We start from the raw sequence: 25249 nt of genomic DNA, 5'->3' as shown, positions 1-25249 counted from the left end.
TCAGAACTTGGTCGAGATCGTCAGGTCGAAGGATTGCTCCTTGTCGTAATCCTGCTTTTCCAGAGCCTTGGAGAAGTTGAAGCGCAGCGGGCCGATCGGCGTCGTCCAGAACACCGAGAAGCCGACGGCCGAGCGCAGGTGCATGCCATCATCCACGCTGTCGATGCCGGTGCCGCCCGAGCCGGTATGGCCTGCCACGTCATCCAGGCTCCAGACCGAGCCGACATCGGCAAAGACGCCGCCCTTGATGCCATATTCCTCGGGCAGGCCCAGCGGGAAATCGGCCTCGAAGCGCGCCACGGCGAACATGTTGCCGCCCAGCGGATCATCGGAGGCCAGATCGCGGGGGCCGAGGCCCGAGGGCTCGAAGCCGCGGATCTTGCCGCCGCCGAAGAAGCGGTCGGTGATGCGGCTTTCGCCGTTCAGCATATGCACCGCGCCGCCTTCAAAGATGGCGCGCAGGGTGACTTCCTCGTTCCAGACGCGGGTTTCGGCCAAGGCCAGCGCGGTGGTGGTGATGCTGTCCACATCGCCACCCAGCCCCGCGTAATCGACGCCGAAGCGCAGCAGCACGCCGCCCTTGGGGTTGAGGCCGGTCACCCGGTTGTCATAGCTGTAGGTGGCGCCCATGCCGGTGGAGAGCAGCGCCCCCCGGTCGGCGTCGCGGGTGATGATGGGCGAGGTGCCGAGATCGGTTTCGTCCACATCCGGGGTCTCGGGGTCATCCACGGTGCCCGCGTAGATGTCTTTCAGCTTGGATTGCTTGGCGAAGGCGCGCAGTTCCAGCCGCGAGGCCTCGCCCAGCGGGAATTCGATGGCCGGAATGATCCCGATGGAGCGGGTGTCATAGGTGGCGTTGTCGTTGTCGGTCTCGCGGTAGAAGGCCGAGAATTTCAGCTTCAGGTCATTGCCCAGCAAGGAGGGTTCGATGAAGGTGATCGAGCTGTCGGTGCTGTCGGTGCCGGTCGAGATCGAGACGCCAAGGGTTTGGCCGCGCCCGAGGAAATTGGTTTCCTGCAAGCCGATGTTGAAGCCCACGCCGGAGGACACGCCGTAGCTGGCGCCGAAAGACAGCGAGCCGGTGGGTTGTTCTTCCACATCGACATTCACCACCACCTGATCGGGCGAGGCGCCGGGTTCGGCATTCACCTTGGCATCGGCGAAATAGCCAAGCGCGCGGATGCGTTCAGCCGACTGGCGCACTTCGCGCGCGTTGAAGGGGTCGCCTTCGACGGTGCGGAACTGGCGGCGCACCACCTGATCGAGCGTGGTGGTATTGCCCTCGATGTCGATGCGTTCGACAAAGACCTTGGGGCCGCGCTTGAGCGTAAAGGCGATGTCCAGCATGCGGTCGCGTTCGTTGCGGGTGATCACCGGCTCGATGGAGACGAAGTTCAGGCCCTTTTTCAGCGCCAGATTTTCCAGCCGGGTGATGTTGGTTTCCACATCCTGCGGCGAATAGACGGTGCCGGGGCGCAGTTTCAGCGCGGCCTCGAATTCGGCGGCATCCAGACCTTCGATCTCGGACACGGCGGAAATGTTGCCGAAGCGGAATTGCTGCCCCTCTTTCAGGGTGAAGGTGACAAACACCCCGTCGCGCTCGCGCGCCACTTCGGCGGCGGCATCCAGCACCTGCACATCGGCATAGCCGCGCGACAGGTAGAAATCGCGCAGCAGCTGCTTGTCCAGCTCCAGCTGCTCGGGGCGCATGGTGTCCTTCTTGATCAGGTTACGCAGCAACCCGGCCTGTTTGGTCTCCAGCACCTGCCGCAGGCGGCGGTCGGTGAAGGCGCGGTTGCCGACGAAGGACAGGCGCTCCACCTCGACGGTCTTGCCCTCGGTGATCTCGAACACCAGATCGACGGCATTGCCGCTGCGGCGGATCACCTTGGGCGTGACGGTCGCGGCCAGACGGCCCTGCTCGCGATAGCCCTCGGCGATGGAGGCGGCATCGGATTCGGCCAAAGCGGGCGAATAGACGCGGCGGGCCTTGGACTGGATCGCCTCGGCCAGCATCTCATCCTTGAGGCGGGCATTGCCTTCAAAGTTGATGGCATTGATGATCGGATATTCCTTGACGGTGATCACCAGCCGGTTGCCCTGCGGCGCAATCGCCACCTCCTCGAACAGGCCCGAGGTTTGCAGATTCTGATAGGCGTCGTTCAGGCCGCCGGCGCTGAGCGTCTCGCCGCGCGAAATGCCGGCCAGTTTCAGGATCGTCGCGGAATCGACGTTCTGATTGCCTTCAATCGTGACCTGCGAGAAGCTGTATCCCTGCGCCAGAGCGGGAAGGCCGGAGGTCAGCCCCGCTGCACCGAGGAAGAGGCCGATGGCCGCGCTGCGCAGAAGCTGCGACTTGCCGAATTGCCGGGGCGCAATTGCCCGTGCTGCCTGAACCATGGCCCGTCCTGTCCCAAATGCTCGTCTTTGGTTCTGACTAGCCGGAAAGCGGGGCCTTGTCAAAAGGCCGAAAGGTCAAAAGGCGGGCAAAAGCGGCCAGACCTTGCGGTGCCATGCCGGGACGGCACCAGCGCTGGCGTGCCGATCACGGATGCGGCAGGGCCTGCATGCCGAGAAACGCGCCCACGGCCAAAGCGCTCGCAATGGTCGCCAGAACGAACAGCCCGTCGGTGTTCAGACCGACCAGAAAGCTGAGCCCGCGATAGCCTTTGACGACGGTTTGCATGGTGTCACCCGTGGATTGCCTTATGCTTTCCTAACAAAGGAATATGGCAAGACTTGGGCGGGTCAGCACAGCACGTCGCGCGACAGGCCAAAGACCATGACGCTGATCAGGATGGCAAGGCCCATGGTCATCAGGACGCCCATCACCTTTTCCGAAGGCGGGCGGCGGAACACCGCCTCATAGGCGAAGAACACCAGATGGCCGCCATCCAGCACCGGGATGGGAAACAGGTTCATCATGCCGATGGCGGTGGACAGCATGGCGATGAACCAGATGAAGGTGGGCAGGCCATCCGAGGCAGCGGCGGCGGAAGTCTTGGCGATGCCGATGGCGCCTTGCATGTTGCAGGTGGAGATCTTGCCCGCGATCATGTGCCCAAGGCCCGAAAGGCTGGTGGAGATCACATTGCCAACCTGCTGCACGCCCAGCCAGAGGCCCTCCACCGGGCCGGGAGTGCGGGTTTCGGGGCTGAAGATCAGCCCGCCCGACAGGCCCAGCAGCCAGCGGGTTTCAAAGCCCCCCTCTTTCAGCGGCAGGTCTTGCCGTTTCGGGGTGACGGTGATGGTGGTTTCCGCGCCATTGCGGCGCAAAGTCAGGGTTTGCGGCTGGCCGTCAGAGGCACCGATGATCTCGCGCAGGGCATTGAAGCTGGCGACCGGCGTGCCATTCACCGCCAGAACCAGATCGCCGGGCAGCACGCCCGCTTCCGCGGCGGCAGAGAAGGGTGTGACGTTTTCGGCCAGCGGCGGTTGCGGATGCGGGCCGGTGATCTGCATCTCGGTGCCGTTCCGCAGCACGGTATAGGGCGCGGTGGCGGCATCGGGCAGCGTGTCAGCGGCCTTGCCCAGGGCCTCCCAATCCGGGGTGGGCTGGCCGTTCAGGGCGAGAATGGTATCGCCGGGCAGCAGGGCGGCGGCGGCCTCCGACACCGGCGTGACCTCGGCCACCACCGGCACATCGGTGGCGATGCCCTTGACCCAGAAAAAGGCGGCAAAGACCGCGATGGACATGAGGAAGTTGAACAGCGGCCCGGCGGCGACGGTGGCGGTGCGCGCCCAGAGCGGCGCGCCATGCATGGTGCGGCGGCGCTCCGCCGGGGTGAGCGTGGCGATGGCCTCGCCATCCACAGCGGAGGCGGCATTGGCATCGCCTGCGAATTTCACATAGCCGCCCAGGGGGATGGCGGCGAGCTGCCAGCGGGTGCCGCGCCGGTCCACGCGCGAGGCCAGCACCGGGCCGAAGCCCAGCGAGAACACATCCGCATGGATGCCCGACCAGCGGCCCACGATGTAATGGCCATATTCATGCACCGCGATGATGACCGACAGCGCGACGATGAAGGCGCCAAGGCTGAGGAAGATATTGCCGAAATCGGGCAGAAAGCCGATCAAATCCAAAGCCGTAACCCTTCTGTTCCTCAGCCCGCGCGGCGGGTGGCAAATGCGGTGGCCTGACGCGCGGCCTCGATGCGGGCGCCTACGTCCATCGCCAGCACGTCATCCAGAGCCTTCGCGGCATTTCCAAGGCCACCTTGGCCCGAAAGAACGGCCAGCGTCGCCTCTACCACCCCCGCCATATCGGCAAAGCCAAGGCTGCCGCCAATGAAATGATCGAGAGCGATCTCCTTGGCGGCGTTGAAGGCGGCGCCCGAGAGGCCGCGCGTTGCCATGACCTCGCGCGCCAGACGCAGCGCGGGGTAGCGGGTTTCGCAGGCGGGGCGGAAGGTCAGGCTGCCCAAAGTGGTGAAATCGAGCCGCGCCACCGGCAGCTCGGCCCGCTGCGGCCAGTTCAGCGCATAGCCGATGGCGTGGCGCATATCGGGCGCGCCCAGATGGGCCATGATGGCGCCATCGCGAAAGGCCACCATGGAGTGAATGAGGGATTCGGGGTGAACGATCACCTCGATCTGGCCCGGCTCCACCCCGAAATATTCGCGGGTTTCAATGACTTCCAAGGCCTTGTTGAACATCGAGGCCGAATCGATGGTGATGCGCTGGCCCATGGACCAGTTGGGATGCGCCAAGGCCTCCGACACGGTGGCGGTGGCCAGCCGTTCCAGCGGCCAATCGCGCAAGGCGCCGCCCGAGGCGGTGAGGATGATGCGCTCCAGCGCGGTGATGTCTTCGCCGACCAGCGCCTGAAAGATGGCGCTGTGTTCGCTGTCCACCGGCAGGATGCGGGCGCCGTGGCGGGCGGCCTCGGCCAGCAGCAGCGGGCCTGCGGTCACAAGGCTTTCCTTGTTGGCCAGCGCCAGCGTGCCGCCATGGCGGAGCGCCCGGAAACCGGGGGCGAGGCCCGCCGCGCCGACAATGGCCGACATGATCCAATCGGCCGGGCGGTCGGCGGCCTCCAGCAGGGCCCCGGCCCCGGCGGCGGCCTCGATGCCACTGCCCGCAAGGGCCGCGCGCAGGGCGGGTAGGCAGGTTTCATCGGCGGTGACGGCGATTTCGGCGCGGAACTCGCGCGCGAGGGCCGCCAGCTCGGCCACATTGCGCCCGGCGGTCAGGGCGACGGTGTGGAAGGCCGCAGGCCCGCCCTGACGGCGCATCAGGTCGAGCGTTTGCAGGCCGATGGAGCCGGTGGCGCCAAAGATCGAAATGCGGCGCATGGCGGATCAGCCCCCGATCGCGAGGAAGCGGAGTTGGTCGGCAAAGACCAGGGCAAGGGTGAGGATGGTGGCAAAGGCCAGCGCGTCAAAGCGGTCCATCACGCCGCCATGGCCGGGGATCAGGTTCGAGCTGTCCTTGACCCCGACCCGGCGCTTGATCGCGCTTTCGGCGATGTCGCCCAACTGCCCGGCGAAGGCCAGCAGCGGCGAGAGCCAGATCAGCACCGACCCGCCATGGCCGCTGGCGTAAAAGCCAAAGCCCACCAGCGCCGCGCCGAGCCAGCCCGCCACGGTGCCGGACCATGTTTTCTTCGGGCTGATCGCGGGCCAGAATTTCGGGCCGCCGATCAGACGCCCGGCGAAATAGCCAGCAATATCAGAGACCACGACGACAGCGACGATCCACAGGATCGGCACCAGGCCAAAGCCCATGCGCAGGGTCAAGAGGCCCAGCCCGGTGAGCAGGATCACCACGGCATAGGCGGCAAAGATGCCGGTTTCCCGCCGGGGTTTCAGCGTGCCGAGGATGGCGGGCAGCAGCACCAGCGCCAGTTTGGCAAAGCCCGGCACGAAGGCGATGGCGGTGATGCAAAGCGCGGTGGCGCCGGTGATCACAGCGACCGGCACGGCGCCGGGCATGTGGGTCATGCGCGCCAGTTCCCAGATCATCGCGGTGACGGCGACAATGACCAGAAGCTGAAAAGCCAGCCCGCCCAGCAGGATGGCGCCCATGCCCACGGCCAGCATCACCAGCGCCGAAAGCGCGCGGGGGGCCAGATCATGCCATTGCGCTCTCATGCCCCCACCACCCCGCCAAAGCGGCGCTCGCGGGTGCCGAAGCGCGACAGGATGCGCCCGAGTTCGGCGGGCGTGAAATCGGGCCAGAGCGTGTCGGTGAACTCATATTCGGCATAGGCCGCCTGCCAGGGCAGGAAGTTGGAGGTGCGGGTCTCGCCCGAGGTGCGGATCACCAGATCGGGGTCGGGCAGATCGGCGGTATCAAGATGCTGGGTCAGCGTCTGATCGGTGATCTGCTCGGGCCGCAAGAGACCCGCCGCCACGGCGCGGGCGATGTCGCGGGTGGCGCGGGTGATCTCGTCCCGGCCACCATAATTGATGGCGATGGTGAAATTCAGCCGGTCATAGGCAGCGGTGCGGGCCTCGATCCCGGCCATCAGCTTTTGCAGCTTGGGGTCCAGGCGCGAGCGGTCGCCGATGAAGCGCATGCGCACGGATTCGGCGGCCAGCCGATCGGCCTCGCGTTCGATATAGCGGGCGAAAATCGCCATGAGACCAAGGACTTCTTCGGTCGAGCGCTTCCAGTTCTCGGTGGAGAAGGCATAGACGGTCAGCCAGCGCAGCCCCAGATCGGGGGCGGCGCGGACGATTTCCTTCACCCGCTCGGCGCCCTTGCGGTGGCCCACCAGGCGCGGCCAGCCGCGTTCGGTGGCCCAACGGCCATTGCCGTCCATGATGATGGCGACATGCTCCACCTTGCGGCCAGAGCCTGCGGGGGCGGAGGTGGAAGACGGCGCGGCCATGGCGGGGGACCGGGGGAACATGCAGGCCGTCAGACCTGCATGATCTCCTGCTGCTTGACCTCAAGGGCCTTGTCGACCAGCGCGATATGCTTGTCGGTGAGGTCTTGCACCTCGTCCGACCACATCTTCTGGTCATCCTCGCCCATGCCGGCGGTTTTGGCCTTCTTGATCTGGTCCATGCCGTCGCGGCGGACGTTGCGGATGGCGACCTTGGTGTTTTCGGCGTAACCGGCGGCGACCTTGGCCAGTTCCTTGCGGCGCTGCTCGTTCAGCTCGGGGATGGGCAGGCGGATCAGCGGGCCGTCGGCGATGGGGTTGATGCCGATGCCGGATTCACGGATGGCCTTTTCGACCTTGGAAATCATGCCCTTGTCCCAGACATTGATCACCACCATGCGCGGTTCGGGCACGTTGACGGTGCCCAGCTGATTGATCGGGGTCATCTGTCCATAGGCATCGACCTGAATGGGGTCGAGGATCTGGGCCGAGGCGCGGCCGGTGCGCAGCGAGGCGAATTCCATCTTCAGGGCGTTCATCGCGCCTTCCATGCGGCGCTGGATGGCGTCGAGGTCGATCTCGAGATCGTCAGACATGCGGTCCTCTTGTCTTGTCGTGGCGGCGCGCGGCGCCCCTTGCCGTCTCTATAACAGCAGGCGCCGCGCATGGGTATGGCTATGTGACGGGGAAAAAACGCTGGTTTTGCGGCAGGCGCGCGATTTTTCGCCGAAAAATCGGGGGGATTGGCCCCGGCGGTCAGCCGTTGACGGTGGTATAGGTGCCCTGCCCCGACAGGATGGTGCGGAAGCCGCCGGGCTCGTCGAGCGAGAAGACGATGATCGGCAGGTCATTGTCGCGGGCCAGCGCGATGGCCGAGGCATCCATCACGCCAAGGTGCTTGGCCAGGCATTCATCATAGCTGACGGTGTCATAGCGTTTGGCATCGGCGTGTTTCTTGGGGTCTTTGTCATAGACGCCATCGACCTTGGTGCCTTTGAAGATCGCCTCGCAGGCCATTTCATTGGCGCGCAGCGTGGCGGCGGTGTCGGTGGTGAAATAGGGGTTGCCGGTGCCGGCGGCGAAGATGCAGACGCGTTTCTTCTCTAGGTGGCGGACGGCGCGGCGGCGGATATAGGGTTCGCAGACCTGATCCATCGGGATGGCCGAGATGACGCGGGTGAAGACGCCCAGTTGTTCGAGCGCCGATTGCATGGCGAGGGCGTTCATCACGGTGGCGAGCATGCCCATGTAATCGGCGGTGGTGCGTTCCATCCCCTGTGCCGAACCGGCAAGGCCGCGGAAGATATTGCCGCCGCCGATCACCATGCAGACCTCGACGCCCAGATCGCGCACCGATTTCACCTCGGCGGCGATGCGGGCCACGGTGGGGGGATGCAGGCCGAAGCCCTGATCGCCCATCAGCGCCTCGCCCGAGATCTTGAGCATCACGCGCTTGTATTTCACGGCGGGGGTGGCGGCATCGGCTGCGGTCATCGGGGCTTTCCCTTGTCATTTTTTGAGGAGGCTTTCGCTGGCGCGTAAAATGTCGGAAAACGGCGGAAGGTTCAACCGGGGTTGGATGGGGTGGATGTGGCGCCAGAGCATGCGGGCCAGCCCCCGGCCCAACGGTCGGAGGCGAGGGCCAGCCCTCGCGCTCCCGGGATATTTGGGCCAAGATGAATGGGGGGCGTGGTTTTGGTCTGGGGGCGGGTTTCGGCAGAGCAGCCGGTCTTGATTGCGGGGCCGACGGCCAGTGGGAAATCGGCGCTGGCGATGGAGATCGTGGCGGCGCAGGGGGGCGTGATCGTCAATGCCGATGCCTTGCAGGTTTATGGCTGCTGGCGGGTCTTGACGGCGCGGCCCACGCTGGCCGAGGAGGCGGCGCTGCCGCACCGGCTTTATGGCCATGTCGGGCGGGATGAGGCTTGGTCGGTCGGGCATTGGTTGCGGGCGGTGCGCGGGATCATGGCCGAGGGGGTGCGGCCGGTGATCGTGGGCGGCACGGGGCTTTATTTCACGGCCTTGACGGAGGGCTTGGCGGAGGTGCCGGAAATTCCGGCGGCGGTGCGGGCGGAGGCGGATGCGCTGCGCCTGGGCGATCCGGCGGCGATGGTGGCGGGCCTCGATGCGGCGACGGCGGCCAAGACCGATCTGGCCAATCTTGCGCGGGTGCAGCGGGCCTGGGAGGTGTTGCGGGCCACGGGCCGAGGTCTTGCCGATTGGCAGCGCGACACGCCTGCCCCGCTTGTGCCGCGCGCGGCCTGTGCGGCTTTTGTGGTCCGGCCCGGTGTCGAGTGGTTGAACGCGCGCATCGACCGGCGATTCGATCTGATGATGGATCAGGGCGCCTTGGAGGAGGCGCGGGCGGAGCTGCCGCACTGGCAGCCCCTGCGGCCTTCGGCCCGGGCCATTGGGGCGCCGGAGTTGGTGGCGCATCTGCACGGTGAGATCGGGCTTTCGGAGGCGGTGGCGGCCGCGAAACTGGCCTCGCGGCAATATGCCAAGCGGCAGCGCACATGGTTCCGGTCGCGCATGGGCGACTGGCAAGCGGTGGTGCCGGGCTGATCGCCCCTGCGCGCCGCGCGAGTTATCCACAGGGGCGCAGAAAGTTCGGGATAAGCGGGGGCCCTGCCCCCGACTTGTCATTTTCTGCCATTTTTTCGCTTGGGTTGTGTGGTTTGACCGGCTTATCTCGTCATAGTCTGACGAGTGCGCCTGTTTCCCTCCTCTCTGGCCGCAAGCGCCAGCCCCTGACTGGAACACCGATGCAAGACCAACCCTCCCCGTCGCAGCTTCGCCTTGTGGCCGTGCCCCGCCTTGCCGCCGGGGGCCGGTGGCGGGTGGAGGCGATGCGCGCCTATTCCGAGGCGTGTTTGCTGTGGTTCACCAAGGGACAAGGCCGCATCACGGTGGCGGGGCAGACGCGGGGATACACCGCCCATAACGCCATCTTCATTCCGGCGGGGGTGATGCATGGCTTTGAGGTTGGGCCGCAGGTCTTTGGCACGGCTGTGTTTTTCGGGCGCGATTGCGCGGTGGCGCTGCCCTCGGCCCCCTGCCATCTGCGCATCCGCGAGACCTTTGCCGCGCAGGAATTGAATGTGACGCTGGATGCGATCGGGCGGGAACTCGCCTCGGACAGCCCGGCGCATGAGCGGGCGGCGCAGGCGCATCTGGGGCTGCTGGGCGTCTGGCTGGAACGGCAGATCGCCAAGGCGGGCCCGGAGGCGCGGCCCGATGCGGCCAAGCGGCTGGTGGCGCGCTATACCGCGCTGCTGGAGCGGGATTTCCGCTCGGGCAACGGGGTGGCGGAGTTTGCGGCGGAGCTGGGCGTGACGCCCACCCATCTGACGCGCTGCTGCCGCCAGGCCTGCGGGCGGCCCGCCAGCGCATTGCTGCATGACCGGCTGATCTTTGAGGCGCGGCGGCTGCTGAAGGAAACCACCCTGCCAGTGGGGATCATTGCCGAGAGCCTCGGCTTCACCTCGCCGGCCTATTTCACCCGGGCCTTTCAGCATCAGGTCGGCAAGTCACCCACCGCCTTCCGGCGCGAGGCCTAACCCGAGATTTCCAGCCGGATATGCGGGTGGCGGGTGACGAAGGCCTTGGCCCAGCGGTCTTGCGGCCAGGGCAGCACCTCGGCATCGAACCAGAATTGGCGCTGGCCCTGCTGGTCATAAAGGCTGATGGCATCGGGGCCGTCACTGTCATGGAGGAGCGTGAGGCGGCTGATCTGGGCCGGGGCGATGCGGCCCTCCTGCCCTGCGTGGCGGGCGCTGCGGTTCTTCCACCAGATCAGGTCGCCGGTCTCCGGGTCGATCCGGCAGCCGCGCCGGGGATTGGCGGCGAGTTGCCCGGCGCCCATGAGGGTCACGAAGAGCCCCATCCATTTTGCCACTGGCACCAGCCAGGGCGCGCAATCGCCCGCGCTGTTGCAATTCTCCTGCGGTGCCACGGTGAGGCCTGCGGCGAGAAAGCCCAGACCGACCAGCAGCATGAGCCAGACCGTTGGGTCGCGGCGGGCGGAACGTTCATGGTCGAGCCTGTCCATGGCGCGAGCATGAACGCCCTTCGCGACAAAATCGTGGCGCTGCGCCCGGATTTTCACAGAAAATCCGGGTTGCGATTTTTCTGCGAAAAATCGGATCAGTCCTTGCGGCCCTCGATATGTTTGCGCAGGCGCGAGGGGGTGCGGAACTTGTTGGCGTTCTTGTAAGGGTTCTTGTCGCCCTGACTGCGGAAGGTGACGCGGATCGGGGTGCCCGGCATGTCGAAGTGATCGCGCAAGCCGTTCACCAGATAGCGGCGATAGCTTTCCGGCATCAGATCGGGGTGGCTGCACATGGCGACAAAGCCCGGCGGGCGGGTTTTCACCTGCGTCATGTAGCGCAGCTTGATCCGCTTGCCGCCCGGTGCGGGCGGCGGGTGGGCTTCGGTCATGGCACCGAGCCAGGAGTTCAGCCGCGCGGTGGGGATGCGGCGGTTCCAGACGTCATGCGCCTTGAGGATGGCGGCATGCAGACGATCCAGCCCCCGGCCCGTCTTGGCCGAAACGGTGACCAGCGGCGCGCCGCGCAGCTGCGGCAACAGGCGGTCGAACATCTCTTTCAGCTCGGCCAGCTTTTCCTGTTTCTCGCCTTCCAGATCCCATTTGTTCACCGCCACCACGACGGCGCGGCCCTCGGTTTCGGCGAAATCGGCGATGCGGAGGTCTTGCACCTCGAAGGGGATTTCCACATCGAGCAGCACCACGACCACCTCGGCAAAGCGCACGGCGCGCAAGCCGTCGGCGACCGAGAGTTTCTCCAGCTTGTCATTGATGCGGGATTTCTTGCGCATGCCCGCCGTGTCGAAAATCCGGGTCGGCGTGCCGAACCAGGTGTTGCGCACGGAAATCGCGTCGCGGGTGATCCCGGCCTCAGGGCCGGTCAGCAGGCGGTCTTCGCCGATGATCTTGTTGATCAGCGTCGATTTTCCGGCATTGGGGCGCCCGATCACCGCGATTTGCAGCGGGTGTTTCTCGGTGGGCTTGTGGGCGTTCTCATCCGCCTCCAGCTCGGCCTCTTCCTCGGAAATATCGACATCGACGATGGGGGCATCGGCGGCAGCGCGTTCCTCGAACTGTTCGGCATAGGGGCGCAGCAGGTGATAGAGGTCTTCCATCCCCTCGCCATGTTCGGCGGACATGCGGACGGGTTCGCCGAGGCCCAGGCTATAGGCCTCCAGCGCGCCCGCGTCGCCCGCCTTGCCCTCGGCCTTGTTCACGCCGAGGATGACGGTGGCGCCCTTTTTGCGCAGGATATCGGCAAACACCTCATCCGAAGGCGTCACGCCCACGCGGCCATCAATGATGAAGAGCGAGATGTCGGCCATGTCGACGGCGCGTTCGGTGAGGCGGCGCATGCGGCCTTGCAGGCTGTCATCGGTGACTTCCTCAAGCCCCGCCGTGTCGATCACGGTGAAGCGCATGTCAAAGAGCCTGGCATCGCCCTCGCGCAGGTCGCGCGTCACGCCGGGCTGGTCATCGACCAGCGCCAGCTTTTTGCCGACAAGGCGGTTGAAGAGCGTCGATTTGCCGACATTGGGGCGGCCGACGATGGCGAGTGTAAAGGTCATTGCGCCCTCCGGGGGCCGTCACATCAGGTCAAGCGCCTGCCGATACACCGCTTTGGCGTCAACGGAAAGCGTGAAGTTGTCCATTCTGGCCGACGACCAGCAGAAGGCCCCCGGCCAAAGCGGGTTGCGCGGCGGCGCCGCCGGGAATTTCGGCCTGCCCCACCAGCGCGCCGTTTTGCGGCGAGAAGAAGCGCAGCACCCCGTCGCCCGAGGCCACCGCGATGCGGCCACCGGCCAGAACCGGGCCGTAATGGGCGGTGATGGATTTCTGCTTCTTGGGTTTGCCATTGACGAAATAGGGCATCTCGGCGCGCCAGATCACTGCGCCCGTGGCGGCATCCAGCCGCACGAGCTGGGCCTGATCGTTCACGAGGAAGACCGAGCCGCCCACCGGCAGCACCGGGCCAAGCGCGCCCTCATTCGCGCTCCAGAGCGTTTCGCCCGAGCCGGAGACGGCCTCGGTGCGGCCTGCGGCATTGCCGGCATAGATGGTATCGCCCACCACGACCGGATCGCCGGTCACATCCGAGACCAGCGCATAGGCGCGGCCCAGACGGGTGCCTGCGACGGCGGCCTGCCAGACCTCGACGCCCGCGCCTTTCAGCACGGCGCGGATCTCGCCCGAGGGCATGGGCAGGATGACGAGACGGTCGGTGATGGCGGGGGCCGAGGAGCCGACCATGCCCGGCTTGCCCACGGCGCCGCTGATCTGCCAGCGCACCTTGCCATCCGTGGTATCCACGGCCCAGGCGGCGCTGTCGCGGCCCACGACATAGACGGTATTGCCTTCCACGGCGGGCGCGCCCGCGACGGCGGCGCCAAGCTGCTGGCGCCAGATCACGCGGCCGGTGGCGCCCTCGACCGCGATCAGCTCGCCATAGCCAGTGGCGACATAGACCCGGCCCGCCATGGCGGCGATGCCGCCGCCCGACACGTCAGAGGGCCGGTCGCCCGCGGGTGTCAGGTCGGTGCCCCAGAGCGGCGCGCCGCTGAGCGCGGTGGCATGGAGGCCCATTTCGGCATCGAGCGTATAGGCGCGGCCATCGGCCACCACGGGCGCGGCGGAGATGCGGTTGCGGCGGGTCGAGGCCTGACCGATATTCGCGCTCCAGACCCGGGCGGGCGCCGCCGAGAGCGCGCCATGCGGTGCGGCGTGGCGGGCATTGCCGCCACGATGGGTCCATTCGGCATTGGCCTGCGCGGGCGGCAGCGCGATGGCGACCGACTGGTTCTCGGCCAGGGCGCCGGTGTCACGCGGTGCCGGGTTTTCGGCGCTGGGGATGCTGTCCTCCAGCGGGGTGCGGGTGCCGAAGCGCTCGCCCGGCAGGATCAACTCTTTCTCGCAGGCCGCGAGGGTGAGCGAGGCCAGAACCAGCAGCGGGATCGCGGATGTCTTGGGCAGCACGGGCAAAACTCCAGTCTTCTGGGCCGGGAGGGGCAATGCAGGCGAAGGGCCTCAGCCCTGTTTCGGCGTGCCGCCAAGGGCGACGATCATCTGCCCGGCGCGGCTGCGCAGGCCTGCGGGGGCCTCTTGATCTTCGGTGAGGGCTTGCAGGGCGGTGATGGCTTCGGGGGTCTTGCCCTCCTCCACCAGCAGATAGGCGAGCTGTTCGGCGGCGAGCGGGCGGAAGGTGCGGCCCGGCTGCGCGATGGGCTCCAGCAGGCCGCGACGCTCGGTCAGGGCGAGGTCTGCGCCTTGCAGCGAGACGCGGCGCAGCACCGCCAGATCGCGCCAGACCTGCGGCAGCGTGGCGTCGGCCTCGACCTTTTGCAGGGCGGCGATGGTGGCTGCGCGGTCATCCGACGGGTCGGAGGCGAGCAGGAGGTTCAGCACGGCGGCGCGCTCGCCCGTGGCGGGCACGGCGGCCAGCGCGGCGCGGCGGGCGGCGGCATCCGGCGCCTCGGTCGCGGCAAAGACCGCATCGCCGAAGGCCTGCGCCTGCGCGGCCTCTGTCGATTTGCGCCATTCGGTCCAGGCCGTGCCGCCCACGACCACGGCGACCACAAGGCCCCCGATCCAGCCATATTTCTTGAAGGCGGCGAACAGTTTGTCGCGGCGCACTTCTTCGGTGACTTCATCAATGAAGCTGTCGGGGTTGCTCAACGGCTCTCTCCCATCGTTTGCAGATGTCTTACACGCAAGCGCGCGGGCTTGCCAAGCCCTGCCCCTGCGGCGGGTCCGGGGACCCGGGATCGGGCCGCTGGCGGGAAGTTGCCCTCAATTCACCATAATTTGCAGGCATTGAAGCGGAAATGCCAACAATCCGGGCCCCTAAACGAGTTGCTGTGATGGACTATACCTATCTTGCTTACATGTCGCTGTTTCTGGCCCTTTTTGCCAATGAGCTGGATCTGTTCAGCGGCAGTGGCGCGGATGACGAGGCGGAAGACCCGCATCAGCTTTATGTGCCCGAGGATTTCAGCGCCGAGATTGCGGGCACGGCGGGCGGCGATCTTCTCGCCCCGGAAGAGGGCGAGGAGAACCTGGCCTGGCTGTTGGGCGATGGCAATGACAGCCTGACCGGCTCGGATGCGGCGGATTATGCCGATGGCGAGGGTGGCGACGACCGGCTGTTCCTGGAGGATGGCGACGATATTGCCGTGGGCATGGCCGGCAATGATGTGATCGCGGGCGGCGCGGGAAATGACTCGATGCTGGGCGGTGAGGGCGAGGACAGTCTGGCCGGGGATGCGGGCAATGACGCCATGGGCGGCGAGGCCGGGAATGACACGCTGACCGGCGGGGCGGGTGCCGATGCGATGGGCGGCGGCGAGGGCGATGACTGGTTGTTCGGCTATGATCGCGCGGGCAGTCAGGCCGAGGGGACCACGGCTGTGGACGGGTTTGACACACTGGCGGGCGGCGCGGGCAATGATACGCTGATGCTGGGCTTGGGCGATCGCGGGATCGGCGGCGAGGGCGACGATCTGTTCCAGATCGACAACCGGTTGGAGGGCACCGGGCAGATCAGCCAGATCACCGATTTCGCGGATGGCGACCGGATCGAGCTGCTTTACAGGCCGGAATTCGACGCTGACGGCAACGAGATCGCACCGGAGGTGACGGTGACGGCCAATAGCGAGGGCACGGCGGGCATCATCCGGGTGGGCGATGTGACCGTGGGCGAGGTGCTAGGCGGCCAGGGGCTGAGCGCCGAGGACATCACGCTGGTCCGCGAGGAGGACGAGGCGTAAGGGGCTGGATCCGGAAACGCAGCGCGTTTGGTCTGGTGCCCTCGGGATCGGGGCCATGTGGTCTGGGCGGATCAGGAAACGCAGCGCGTTTCCCCGACCATGTGGGAACGACAAAGCAAGACCGTTGCCACACCACGAACAGAGGCCGGAGCCCGCCCGGCGGGTGCGCAGCACCGTTCGGCAGGCTTACGCGGCCCCATCAGGGGCCACGGTCCTGCCTCACCCCGGCAGGGCGGGCGCTGGCCGGTGGCTTCGGGCCACCGGCCCGAACGCGGAAACGGTGCCGCGTGACCTCGGCGATGGCCTCGGCCAATGGAGGCCGGAAATTGGAAACGCAGCGCGTTTCTGCGGCCTCGTGGAATCCGGGCAGCAAGACCGGCTCAGCCCGTGACCGAGAGGCCAGAGCCCGCCCGGCGGGTGCGAAGCACCGTTCGGCAGGCTTACGCGGCCCCATCAGGGGCCACGGTCCTGCCTCACCCCGGCAGGGCGGGTGGCTCACCCGGTGGCTTCGGGCCACCGGCCCGAACGCGGAACCGTTTCAACATGACCTCGGCGATGGCCTCGACCAACTGGGCCGGGTGAAGAAAACGCACCGCGTTTTCCCGGCCCTGTGGGAACTGGGCAGCAAGACCGTCTCAGACAATGACCGAGAGGCCAGTGCCTGCCCCGGCGGGGGCGAAGCGCCCGCCAATGGCGGGGCGGGCGCTGGTCGGGGGCTTTGGGCCCCCGACCCAAACTCGCCAGCGTTTCAACATGACCTCGGCGATGGCCTCGGCCAATTGGGGGCTGTCTCAGTCAGGCTGGATCAGCGATGGCCTCGGTGCCGGCTTCCGTCCTCAGTCCCGCTTGCCCGCGAAGCGCAGTTGCCAGTCGGCGCGCTCTTCATCGGTGATCTTGCGGAACAGGTTTTCCGGCACGGTGAAGGCGTGGCCGGGGGGCAGTGCGCGCAGCGCCTCGGGCACGTCGCCGGGCCATGTCCAGTCGCTGCTGCCCATGGCCTCCATCATCGCCTGCGCGGCATCGGGGATGAAGGGGCGCGACAGGATCGCATAGACGCGGATCAGGTTCAGGCTGAGGCGGATCATCGCCTCGGCGCGGGCCGGATCGGTCTTGATCGCGCTCCAGGGTGCGGCGGCTTGCAGATATTCGTTGCCGATCACCCAGATGGCGCGCAGCTCGGCGGCGGCCTTGCGCACCTCGATGGCATCCATGCAGGCCTCATAGGCCCGGATGCGCGCGCCCAGATCGGCGATCAGCGCGGCCTCCTCGGGGCCATAATCGCCGCCCGCGGGCACCACATCGCCCAGCTTCGACTTGGCGAATTTGGTGACGCGGGACACGAAATTGCCCAGCACATCGGCCAGATCCTTGTTCACGGACGCCTGGAAATTCTCCCATGTGAACTCGGCATCCGAGGATTCGGGGGCGTGGCTCAGCAGCCACCAGCGCCAGTAATCCGAGGGCAGGATCGACAGCGCCTGATCCATGAACACGCCGCGCCCGCGCGAGGTGCTGAACTGGCCGCCATCATAATTCAGGTAATTGAAGGACTTGAGGTAATCGACCATCTTCCACGGCTCGCCCGAGCCCAGAATGGTGGCGGGGAAGCTGAGCGTGTGGAAGGGCACGTTATCCTTGCCCATGAACTGATAATAAGTCACGTCGGCCGCGCCCTTGTCGGTGCGCCACCAGCGCTCCCAATCGGCATCTGCCTTGCCATTCGCATCGGCCCATTCGGCAGTGCCCGCGATATATTCGATGGGCGCATCGAACCAGACGTAGAACACCTTGCCCTCCATCCCCGGCCAGGGCTGATCGCCCTTCTTGACCGGGATGCCCCAATGCAGGTCACGGGTGATGCCGCGATCTTGCAAGCCATCCCCATCATTGAGCCATTTCTTCGCGATCGAAGTGGTCAGCACCGGCCAATCGGTCTTGCTGTCGATCCAGGCCTCCAGCTTGTCCTTCAGCGAGCGCTGCATGAGGTAGAGATGCTTGGTCTCCCGCTCCTCCAGATTGGTGGAACCGGAAATGGTGGAGCGCGGGTTGATGAGGTCGGTGGGATCAAGCTGCTTGGTGCAATTGTCGCATTGATCGCCGCGCGCAGAATCGTAACCGCAATTCGGGCAGGTGCCCTCGACATAGCGATCCGGCAGGAAACGGCCATCGTCGATGGAATAGATCATCTTTTCCGAGACTTCGCGGATCAGGCCGTTTTCGGCCAGCTTGCCCGCGAAGGCCTGCGTGAGCTTGTGGTTCCGCTGCGAGGAGGAGCGGCCGAAGTGATCGAAGGACAGCCGGAACCCCTTGGCGATCTCGGCCTGAACCTCGTGCATCTCGGCGCAATAGGCGGCCACCGGCTTGCCCGCCTTGGCGGCGGCCAGTTCGGCGGGGGTGCCGTGTTCATCGGTGGCGCAGATGAACATGACCTCATCACCGCGCCCGCGCTTGTAGCGCGCGAAGAGGTCGGCGGGCAGCTGGCTGCCCACGAGGTTCCCCAGATGCTTGATCCCGTTGATATAGGGAATCGCCGAGGTGATGAGAATCCGCGCCATATGCCTGTCCTCTTGCCGTGCAGGCGGCTGTTTAACGCCCAAGGCGGGCCGGGAAAAGAGGTTTCGGGCTTTTGGCGGGCTGCGGGGCTTTGGCGGCGAAAGATACAGGATTTGTCCACAGGAATCCGCGCGGAGCCTGTGGACAGGCGCGCGGACTCTGGCCCCGGTTTCCGTCTAGCCTGCGGGAAAGGCAGCGAAAAGGACGGCCCATGCAGCTTCTGATCGGCAAGGATGCGATCACGCCCCAGAGCATTCAGCGCATTGCGGGCGGTGTGCAGGCGGTGCTGAAGGGGGCGGGCCTGCTGCGGGTGCTGGATGCCGCCATGGAGGGGGGCCCTCGGATCGAGCTGTTGGGCGGCGATCTGGACCGCAGGCCGGTGCAGGTGGCGGCCATTCGCATGGCGGGGCGCGACACCCATGTGACGCTGATCTGCTGCGGGGCCGCGCCGGGGGTGCATTGAGGCCGGGGGTGCATTGAGCATGGGCGTGGCCGAGGATCTGATTGCCAGGCTGGATCTGGCGCCCCACCCGGAGGGTGGCTGGTATCGCCAGACCTGGCTGGCCGAGGCGGAGGGCGGCGCGCGCCCCTCGGGCACGGCGATCCTGTTTCTGCTGAAGGCGGGCGAGCGCAGCCATTGGCACCGGGTCGATGCGACCGAGATCTGGTTCTGGCATGCGGGCGCGCCGCTGATCCTGTCGCGCGCGGCCCGTGCCGAGGGGCCTGCGGTGGAGGCCGTGCTGGGGCCGGATGTGCTGGCCGGGCAGATGCCGCAGCTGATCGTCGAAACCGATCACTGGCAGGCGGCGGCCACCACGGGCGCCTATACGCTGGTGTCCTGCACCGTCTCGCCGGGGTTTCGCTTCGAGGGCTTCACGCTGGCGGCGCCGGGCTTTGATATTCCACGCTGAGACGGGCCGCGTTGAGACGGGCCGGACTGAGACGGGCGGTCAGGCCTTGCGCAGGCTCTCGCGGGCCAGAGCGGCGATCAGGTCGCTGCGGGTGACGATGCCAATGAGGCGCTCGCCCTCCAGCACCGGCACGGCGTCGCAGGCGCCTTCGGCCAGCATGGGCAGCAGCGCGGCGACCGGGGTTGCGGCCTGGGCCACCGGGGTGCCGGTCTGCATCAGGCTGGCGGCGCGGTGCCTGACCCATGGCAAGCGGCGGGCGGTCAGCGCCGCCAGCAGGCGGCTTTGGGCGATCAGACCGAGGTAGCGCCCGCCCTGCCCCACCACCGGCAGCGTGCCAAATCCATGGCGGGCAAAGGCCGCCGTCACCGCGCGCAGCGGCGCCTCGGGCGGCAGGGTGACCAGATCGCGCGACATGATGGCCCCCACCGGCTCGGGCGCGCCGCGATGGCGGGCGGCCTCCAGCTCGGCGGCGGCGATCAGCCGGGCCAGATCCTCGACCCCCAGATTGAGGCTTTGGCGGTAGCGGTCCAGAATGGCGGTCAGCTCGGCCTCGGTCAGGCCCAGACGCTCGGGCGGGGGCGGATCGCTGGTGCCATGGGCATTGGGCGCGGCGAACTGGCGGAACGGGTAATGCCGCCCGGTGGCCTGCGCCCAGATCACCGCCAGCCCCACCAGAAGCCCCGAACCCAGCAGCACCGGCGCCAGCACGAACCACAGGCCCAGATGCTGCACCGCCTCGGGCGAGAGCGCGGCGGTGAGCGCCACCGCCCCGCCGGGCGGGTGCAGGGCGCGGGCCAGGATCATGGCGGCAATCGCCCCGCCAAGCGCCAGGGCCACCAGCGGCAGGCCGGGGGGCAGCAGGCGGCTGAGCAGCACCGCCACCAGCGCCGACACCCCGTTGCCGACCACCACCGACCAGGGCTGCGCCAGGGGGCTGGAGGGCACGGCAAAGACCAGCACCGCGCTGGCGCCGAAGGGCGCGATCAGATAGAGGCCCAGGCGCAGATCGGCGGCGCCCGGCGGCAGGATCAGCGCCAGAAGGGCCAGCGCGAGGCAGGCGCCCAGGCCCGCACGCAGCGCCTCGGCGCCCGTGCCGACGGGCAGGACCGGGCCAAGGGCGCGCAGCGCGCGGGCGATGGTGGTGGGCATTCTGGCCCCTCCTGTTTGGGCGCCGGCGGTCTGGCAGGGCGTTGGCCGACGCGGGCGATGGTCTGGCGGGCGATGGTCTGGCATGGGGGCCGCCCGCGCGAAAGCCGCGAAATTGTGCCGGGCACAAGATCGCCATGGCAGAGGCGCTGCCGCCGATTTAGGCAGGATGCATGACACAAAGCCCCGTCTCCCCCGAAAACCTTGCCTCTCCCGCAAACCTTGCCTCCCCCGCCCCGGCGCAGCATGGCGGCGACCAGCCGCGCGGTTTCGCCTTCGCGCTGGGCGCCTATACGCTGTGGGGCTTCCTGCCTCTTTACATGAAGGCGCTGGCCCATGTGCCGACCTTCGAGGTGCTGGCGCATCGGGTGATCTGGTCGGTGCCGGTGGCGGGGCTGTTGCTGGTCTGGCTGGGGCGGACCGGCGATCTGATGGCGGCGCTGCGCAACCGGCGCATGCTGGCCATGGGCGCGCTGTCGGCGGCGCTGATTGCGGTGAACTGGGGCATCTATGTCTGGGCGGTGCAGAACGGACACGCGCTGGATGCGGCACTGGGCTATTACATCAACCCGCTGCTGACGGTGATCACCGGCGCGGTGATCCTGCGCGAGGCGCTGAACCGCTGGCAGATGGCGGCCCTTGTGCTGGCAGGCCTTGCGGTGGCGCTGCTGACATGGGAGGCCGGGCGGCTGCCGGTGCTGGCTTTGGGCATGACGCTCAGCTGGGCCTGCTATGCCTTTGCCAAGAAGCAACTGCCCATCGGGCCCAATCAGGGCTTTCTGCTGGAGGTGCTGATCCTGCTGCCGCTGGCCTTGGCCTATGCGATCTGGGCGGCGCTGCGGGGCGAAAGCGCCTTCATGGCGATGGGCACCGATACGGTGCTGCTGGCCTGCGCCGGGCTGGTGACGGCGATTCCGCTGATCCTTTATGCCAATGGCGCCAAATTGCTGCGGCTCTCGACCATCGGGATTTTGCAATATGTCTCGCCCACGCTGATCTTTCTGGTGGCGGTCTTCGTGTTTGACGAGCCGTTCAGCGGGCTGAAGGCGGTGGCCTTCGCGCTGATCTGGTCGGCGCTGGCGGTCTATACCTTTGGCATGATGCGCGGGCGGAAGTGATGGGGCCGGAATGAAAACGGGCGCCGCGGGGCGCCCGTTCTCGTTGCGGCAGGGTGGATCGGATCAGGCCAGAACCACAAGCGCGTGGCGCTTCTTGCCCGCCGTCAGCTTGACCGGCGCGGCGAAATCGGCGGCATGCAGCTTGTGGCCCGCATCCAGCACCGGCTCGTCATTCAGGCGCGCGCCGCCTTCGAGGATCAGGCGCTTGGCCTCTTTGCCCGAGGGCGAGAGGCCTGCCTTGACGAACAATTGCGCCGCCGTGATGCCATCAACGACATCGGCAACCGACAGGGTGACGGTGGGCAGATCGGCGCCCACCCCGCCCTTTTCAAACACCTCGCGCGCGGTCGCCTCGGCGGCCTGCGCCGCATCAAGCCCGTGCAGAAGCGTGGTCACTTCGCGCGCCAGAATGATCTTGGCGGCGTTGATCTCGGACCCTTGCAGGGCGCCCAGCCGTTCGCATTCCTCCACCGGCAGATCGGTGTAGAGCTTGAGGAAGCGGCCCACATCGGCATCGGTGGTGTTGCGCCAGAACTGCCAGAACTCGTAGGGGCTGAGCATGTCGCCGCGCAGCCAGACCGCACCGGAGGCCGATTTGCCCATCTTCTTGCCGTCCGAGGTTGTCAGAAGCGGCGAGGTGAGGCCGTAAATCTCGCGGTCCAGCACGCGGCGGGTGAGGTCGATACCGTTGACGATATTGCCCCATTGATCGCTGCCGCCCATTTGCAGGAGGCAACCATAACGGCGGTTCAGCTCCAGAAAATCATAGGCTTGCAGGATCATGTAGTTGAATTCGAGGAAGCTGAGCGATTGTTCGCGATCCAGCCGCGATTTCACCGATTCAAAGGACAGCATCCGGTTCACGCTGAAATGCCGCCCGATGTCGCGCAGGAAATCGAGGTAGTTCAGGCTGTCCAGCCATTCGGCATTGTTGAGCATGATGGCATCGGTGGCCCCCTCGCCGTAAGCGAGGTAGCGGCCAAAGACCTGCTTCATGCCCGAGATGTTCTCGTCGATCTTTTCCGGCGTCAGCAGCGGGCGTTCATCGGCGCGGAAGGACGGGTCGCCCACCTTGGTGGTGCCGCCGCCCATGAGGGTGATCGGCTTGTGGCCGGTCTTTTGCAGCCAGCGCAGCATCATGATGTTGAGCAGATGGCCCACATGCAGCGAGGCCGCCGTGGCATCATAGCCGATATAGGCGGGCAAGACCCCCTTGACCAAAGCCTCGTCCAGCCCCTGATAATCGGTGCAATCGGCCAGGAAGCCGCGCTCGATCATCACGCGCATGAAGTCTGATTTCGGGTGGTAGGTCATGTCTCTCTCGTGCTTTTATGACGGGGTGGGTATAGCCCCCGGCGGGCAGAAGGGAAAGCCATGTTGAAAGCGGGGCCGGTCTGGGCTTTGGGCACGATGTCGGGCACCTCGCTGGACGGGGTGGATGCGGCCATGGTCTTGACCGATGGCGCGCGCATTCTGGATCTGGGCGAGACCGGCTACCGGGCCTATGAGGCCGATGAGCAGGCGGTGCTGCGGGGCGCTTTGGGCTGTTGGCCGGGGGATGCAGGGGTGGAGGCAGCGGCGGAGGTGGTGGAAACCGCCCATGCCGAGCTGATGTCGCAATTTGCCGGTGCCGAGATCATGGGCTTTCACGGGCAGACGCTGGCGCATGATCCGCGCGGGCGCGGCACGCATCAGGCGGGGAATGGCGCCATTCTGGCCGAGGTGCTGGAACGCCCGGTGGTGTGGGATTTCCGTTCCAGCGATGTGGCTTTGGGCGGCCAAGGCGCGCCTTTGGTGCCGTTTTTCCATTTCGCGCTGGCGCGGTGGATTGGCGCGGCGGAACCGCTGGCCTTCCTCAATCTGGGCGGTGTGGGGAATGTGACCTGGGTGGACCCCGGCCTGCCGGGGCCAGAGGCCGAGGGCGCGGTGCTGGCCTTTGACACTGGGCCGGCCAATGCGCCGGTCAATGATCTCATGCGCGCGCGGCGGGGGTTGGACTGCGACGCGGGCGGCGCTTTGGCGGCAGAGGGCGTGGCGGATGAGGCGGTGCTGGCGCAGTTTCTGGCCCATCCCTATTTCTTCCGCATGCCGCCCAAATCCTTGGATCGCAACGATTTTGCCAGCCTGAACGCGGCGGTCGCGGGGCTTTGCGATGCCGATGCGGCGGCCACCCTCACCCGCGCGGCGGCGCTGGCGGTGGCGCGGGGGGCGGAGCATTTCCCCCGCCCGGTCTCGCGCCTGCTGGTGGCGGGCGGCGGGCGGCTGAATGCCACGCTGATGGGGCATCTGGCAGAGCTGATGCCCTGCGCGGTGCTGCCGGTGGAGGATGTGGGGCTGAATGGCGATATGCTGGAGGCGCAGGCCTTTGCTTACCTCGCGGTGCGGGTGGCGCGGGGGCTGCCGACCTCTGGCCCCTCCACCACAGGCGTGATGGCGCTGGTGGGCGGCGGGCAGATTTCTTATCCGGGAGTGTAAGCCGCGAGGCGCCCTTCGGGGTCGATGACCGACAGGCTTTGGTCGGACCAGCGCCACAGCACCATATTGCGGGCGCCGGGGGCCACGTTGCGGGCGAAGCTCGGCACGATCATGGCGCAAAAGCCCTGCGCGATCAGACGGTTGGCGAGCGCTTGGGTGCTGGCGATCCCCTTTTCCATCTGCAAGCGCCAATCGTCCGTGGCGAGGGTGGCGGCGGTGACGCCCTGCCCCGCCAGCGCGGCGGGGTCGGTCGCGTCAAAGACCGGGGAAAGATCGGCCTCGTAACACACAAGCAGCGTGGGGTTTAGCGGCTGGCCGACCTGAGACGCCTCGCGCAGCGCCGTCATCGGGTCCATCGCGGTGTAAAGCGCGGGCACGCCCTTGGCGTTGAAGCGCCCCCCGAAGCGCCGCGCGCCCTCGCCCGACAGGGGCTGCGACCAGATCGGGTTCATGGCGCGGTAGAGAAGGCCGGTAAAGCGCATGCGCGGGATCAGGCGAAGATGCCTGCATCCACGGCGTCGAGGTAATCCATCACCGCATCGGCGCGGCCCTGGGTGACAAGGTGCATGGCGGTCATGCCACCGAACCCGGAAAGCGGCTCGCTGCGATACCAGGCATAGGCGCCGAGATCCGAGCCGAAACGCGGCGAGACGCGGTTGAGGATTTCGACCATCTCGCGCAACCGGCGCTGTGTGCGGGGCGCGGTGATGCGGTCGCGGCGCGACAGGGCATCGCGGCCCAAGCCAGCAGAGCGCGCCACATCGTCAATCGAGGTGAGCAGCCCTTCGGCAATGCGCTTGGGCGAGAAAGCCGGGCCGTCGATGAAAGTGGCAATGGTCATGGGCAGCGCCCTCCACACAAGTTCTGACGCAATATAGCGCGAAATCTCGTGGCAATCAAGATCATGCGCCTTGCACCGCGCGCGCCCCCTTTTTCTGCGAAAAAGGGAAAGCCGCCTGAAAGGCAAAGGGCCGCGCGGTTGCCCGGCGCGGCCCTTTTTCGCCGAAAAAGGGCTTGGCCCTTACTCCTGCACGGTCACTTTCGCCATACGGTCGGGCGAGGAGACCTCGCCATTATTGCCTTCGCCCTTCTTGATGGCATCGACCACATCCATGCCGGAAATCACCTTGCCGACGACGGTATATTGCCCGTCAAGATGCGGCGCGGGGGCGAACATGATGAAGAACTGGCTGTTGGCCGAGTTCGGATCGGCGGAACGCGCCATGCCGACCACGCCGCGATCAAAGGTCAGGTCGGAGAATTCGGCCGCCAGATCGGGCTTGGACGAGCCGCCCATCCCCGCCTGCGCCGAGCCACCGGCCTTGCCATATTGCACATCGCCGGTCTGGGCCATGAAGCCGTCGATCACGCGGTGGACCACCACATCATCATAGGCGCCTTCC

General features: G+C 66.8%; 25 protein-coding genes. 7 read left to right on the top strand and 18 right to left on the bottom strand.

The window, feature by feature from the left end; all coding sequences use genetic code 11:
* From bamA to pyrH, 8 genes are all read right to left on the bottom strand, one after another.
* Entirely contained in the window at window positions 1–2400 is a 2400-nt protein-coding gene (gene bamA, locus JNN06_RS13990; protein ID WP_291240209.1) for an outer membrane protein assembly factor BamA, read from the bottom strand.
* Window positions 2401–2545: 145 nt separating this feature from the next.
* On the bottom strand, window positions 2546–2686 hold the full coding sequence (locus tag JNN06_RS13985; RefSeq protein WP_291240208.1) for a hypothetical protein: 141 nt from the start codon (window positions 2684–2686) through the stop codon (window positions 2546–2548).
* A gap of 62 nt (window positions 2687–2748) precedes the next feature.
* Window positions 2749–4083 (bottom strand): RIP metalloprotease RseP, encoded by a 1335-nt coding sequence (rseP, locus tag JNN06_RS13980; protein ID WP_291240207.1) that lies wholly within the window; start codon window positions 4081–4083, stop codon window positions 2749–2751.
* A gap of 20 nt (window positions 4084–4103) precedes the next feature.
* Complete coding sequence (gene dxr / locus JNN06_RS13975; protein WP_291240206.1) at window positions 4104–5294, bottom strand: 1-deoxy-D-xylulose-5-phosphate reductoisomerase; 1191 nt, start codon at window positions 5292–5294, stop codon at window positions 4104–4106.
* A gap of 6 nt (window positions 5295–5300) precedes the next feature.
* Window positions 5301–6092 carry a phosphatidate cytidylyltransferase gene (locus JNN06_RS13970; RefSeq protein WP_291240205.1) on the bottom strand — a complete coding sequence of 264 codons (792 nt, stop codon included), beginning with the start codon at window positions 6090–6092 and terminating at the stop codon, window positions 5301–5303.
* Window positions 6089–6835 carry a polyprenyl diphosphate synthase gene (uppS, locus tag JNN06_RS13965; RefSeq protein WP_291240218.1) on the bottom strand — a complete coding sequence of 249 codons (747 nt, stop codon included), beginning with the start codon at window positions 6833–6835 and terminating at the stop codon, window positions 6089–6091. The genes JNN06_RS13970 and uppS overlap by 4 nt, the downstream gene beginning before the upstream one ends.
* A 29-nt stretch (window positions 6836–6864) precedes the next feature.
* Entirely contained in the window at window positions 6865–7428 is a 564-nt protein-coding gene (frr, locus tag JNN06_RS13960; RefSeq protein ID WP_291240204.1) for a ribosome recycling factor, read from the bottom strand.
* 160 nt (window positions 7429–7588) lie between these two features.
* Window positions 7589–8326: a UMP kinase gene (gene pyrH, locus JNN06_RS13955; RefSeq protein WP_291240203.1), complete on the bottom strand. Its 738-nt coding sequence runs from the start codon at window positions 8324–8326 to the stop codon at window positions 7589–7591.
* A gap of 186 nt (window positions 8327–8512) precedes the next feature.
* Between pyrH and miaA the strand changes: the two genes are divergently transcribed.
* Entirely contained in the window at window positions 8513–9397 is an 885-nt protein-coding gene (gene miaA / locus JNN06_RS13950) for a tRNA (adenosine(37)-N6)-dimethylallyltransferase MiaA (RefSeq protein ID WP_291240202.1), read from the top strand.
* Window positions 9398–9597: 200 nt separating this feature from the next.
* Entirely contained in the window at window positions 9598–10392 is a 795-nt protein-coding gene (locus JNN06_RS13945; protein ID WP_291240201.1) for an AraC family transcriptional regulator, read from the top strand.
* Here JNN06_RS13945 and JNN06_RS13940 read toward each other — a convergent pair.
* From JNN06_RS13940 to JNN06_RS13925, 4 genes are all read right to left on the bottom strand, one after another.
* Window positions 10389–10883 carry a hypothetical protein gene (locus tag JNN06_RS13940; protein ID WP_291240200.1) on the bottom strand — a complete coding sequence of 165 codons (495 nt, stop codon included), beginning with the start codon at window positions 10881–10883 and terminating at the stop codon, window positions 10389–10391. The genes JNN06_RS13945 and JNN06_RS13940 overlap by 4 nt on opposite strands.
* A gap of 95 nt (window positions 10884–10978) precedes the next feature.
* Window positions 10979–12448 carry a ribosome biogenesis GTPase Der gene (gene der / locus JNN06_RS13935; protein WP_291240199.1) on the bottom strand — a complete coding sequence of 490 codons (1470 nt, stop codon included), beginning with the start codon at window positions 12446–12448 and terminating at the stop codon, window positions 10979–10981.
* 58 nt (window positions 12449–12506) lie between these two features.
* On the bottom strand, window positions 12507–13850 hold the full coding sequence (locus JNN06_RS13930) for a PQQ-binding-like beta-propeller repeat protein (protein WP_291240217.1): 1344 nt from the start codon (window positions 13848–13850) through the stop codon (window positions 12507–12509).
* 54 nt (window positions 13851–13904) lie between these two features.
* The gene (locus JNN06_RS13925; protein ID WP_291240198.1) at window positions 13905–14552 is read right to left on the bottom strand and encodes a hypothetical protein; all 648 of its coding nucleotides are present in this window, start codon (window positions 14550–14552) and stop codon (window positions 13905–13907) included.
* Between the two features lie 185 nt (window positions 14553–14737).
* Between JNN06_RS13925 and JNN06_RS13920 the strand changes: the two genes are divergently transcribed.
* Complete coding sequence (locus JNN06_RS13920) at window positions 14738–15643, top strand: calcium-binding protein (RefSeq protein ID WP_291240197.1); 906 nt, start codon at window positions 14738–14740, stop codon at window positions 15641–15643.
* Between the two features lie 836 nt (window positions 15644–16479).
* Here JNN06_RS13920 and metG read toward each other — a convergent pair.
* Entirely contained in the window at window positions 16480–18198 is a 1719-nt protein-coding gene (metG, locus tag JNN06_RS13915) for a methionine--tRNA ligase (protein WP_291240196.1), read from the bottom strand.
* A 209-nt stretch (window positions 18199–18407) separates the two neighbouring features.
* Here metG and JNN06_RS13910 point away from each other — a divergent pair, with 209 nt between their 5' ends.
* Both JNN06_RS13910 and JNN06_RS13905 read left to right on the top strand, forming a co-directional pair.
* On the top strand, window positions 18408–18659 hold the full coding sequence (locus tag JNN06_RS13910) for a hypothetical protein (protein WP_291240195.1): 252 nt from the start codon (window positions 18408–18410) through the stop codon (window positions 18657–18659).
* Window positions 18660–18678: 19 nt separating this feature from the next.
* Window positions 18679–19107, top strand: coding sequence for a cupin domain-containing protein (locus tag JNN06_RS13905; protein WP_291240194.1), 429 nt, complete (start codon window positions 18679–18681; stop codon window positions 19105–19107).
* 39 nt (window positions 19108–19146) lie between these two features.
* Here JNN06_RS13905 and JNN06_RS13900 read toward each other — a convergent pair whose 3' ends face one another.
* Window positions 19147–20256: an HPP family protein gene (locus JNN06_RS13900; RefSeq protein ID WP_291240193.1), complete on the bottom strand. Its 1110-nt coding sequence runs from the start codon at window positions 20254–20256 to the stop codon at window positions 19147–19149.
* A gap of 170 nt (window positions 20257–20426) precedes the next feature.
* Here JNN06_RS13900 and rarD point away from each other — a divergent pair, with 170 nt between their 5' ends.
* The gene (gene rarD / locus JNN06_RS13895) at window positions 20427–21371 is read left to right on the top strand and encodes an EamA family transporter RarD (RefSeq protein WP_291240192.1); all 945 of its coding nucleotides are present in this window, start codon (window positions 20427–20429) and stop codon (window positions 21369–21371) included.
* A gap of 63 nt (window positions 21372–21434) precedes the next feature.
* On the opposite strand, the gene tyrS is transcribed toward rarD, so the two are convergent.
* On the bottom strand, window positions 21435–22685 hold the full coding sequence (tyrS, locus tag JNN06_RS13890; protein WP_291240191.1) for a tyrosine--tRNA ligase: 1251 nt from the start codon (window positions 22683–22685) through the stop codon (window positions 21435–21437).
* Window positions 22686–22745: 60 nt separating this feature from the next.
* Between tyrS and JNN06_RS13885 the strand changes: the two genes are divergently transcribed.
* The gene (locus JNN06_RS13885; RefSeq protein ID WP_291240190.1) at window positions 22746–23846 is read left to right on the top strand and encodes an anhydro-N-acetylmuramic acid kinase; all 1101 of its coding nucleotides are present in this window, start codon (window positions 22746–22748) and stop codon (window positions 23844–23846) included.
* Here the strand turns inward: JNN06_RS13885 and JNN06_RS13880 are convergent.
* The 3 genes from JNN06_RS13880 to JNN06_RS13870 all read right to left on the bottom strand — a co-directional run.
* Complete coding sequence (locus JNN06_RS13880; protein ID WP_291240189.1) at window positions 23831–24328, bottom strand: RES domain-containing protein; 498 nt, start codon at window positions 24326–24328, stop codon at window positions 23831–23833. The two genes, JNN06_RS13885 and JNN06_RS13880, sit on opposite strands and share 16 nt — an antisense overlap.
* Window positions 24329–24336: 8 nt before the next feature.
* Window positions 24337–24687 (bottom strand): MbcA/ParS/Xre antitoxin family protein, encoded by a 351-nt coding sequence (locus JNN06_RS13875; RefSeq protein WP_291240188.1) that lies wholly within the window; start codon window positions 24685–24687, stop codon window positions 24337–24339.
* 180 nt (window positions 24688–24867) lie between these two features.
* A partial coding sequence (locus JNN06_RS13870; RefSeq protein WP_291240187.1) for a peptidylprolyl isomerase occupies window positions 24868–25249 on the bottom strand: 382 nt, incomplete at its 5' end.

The organism is Gemmobacter sp., assembly GCF_016792925.1.
Classification (GTDB): Bacteria; Pseudomonadota; Alphaproteobacteria; order Rhodobacterales; family Rhodobacteraceae; genus Gemmobacter.
This window is presented reverse-complemented; position numbering and strand designations above follow the sequence as displayed.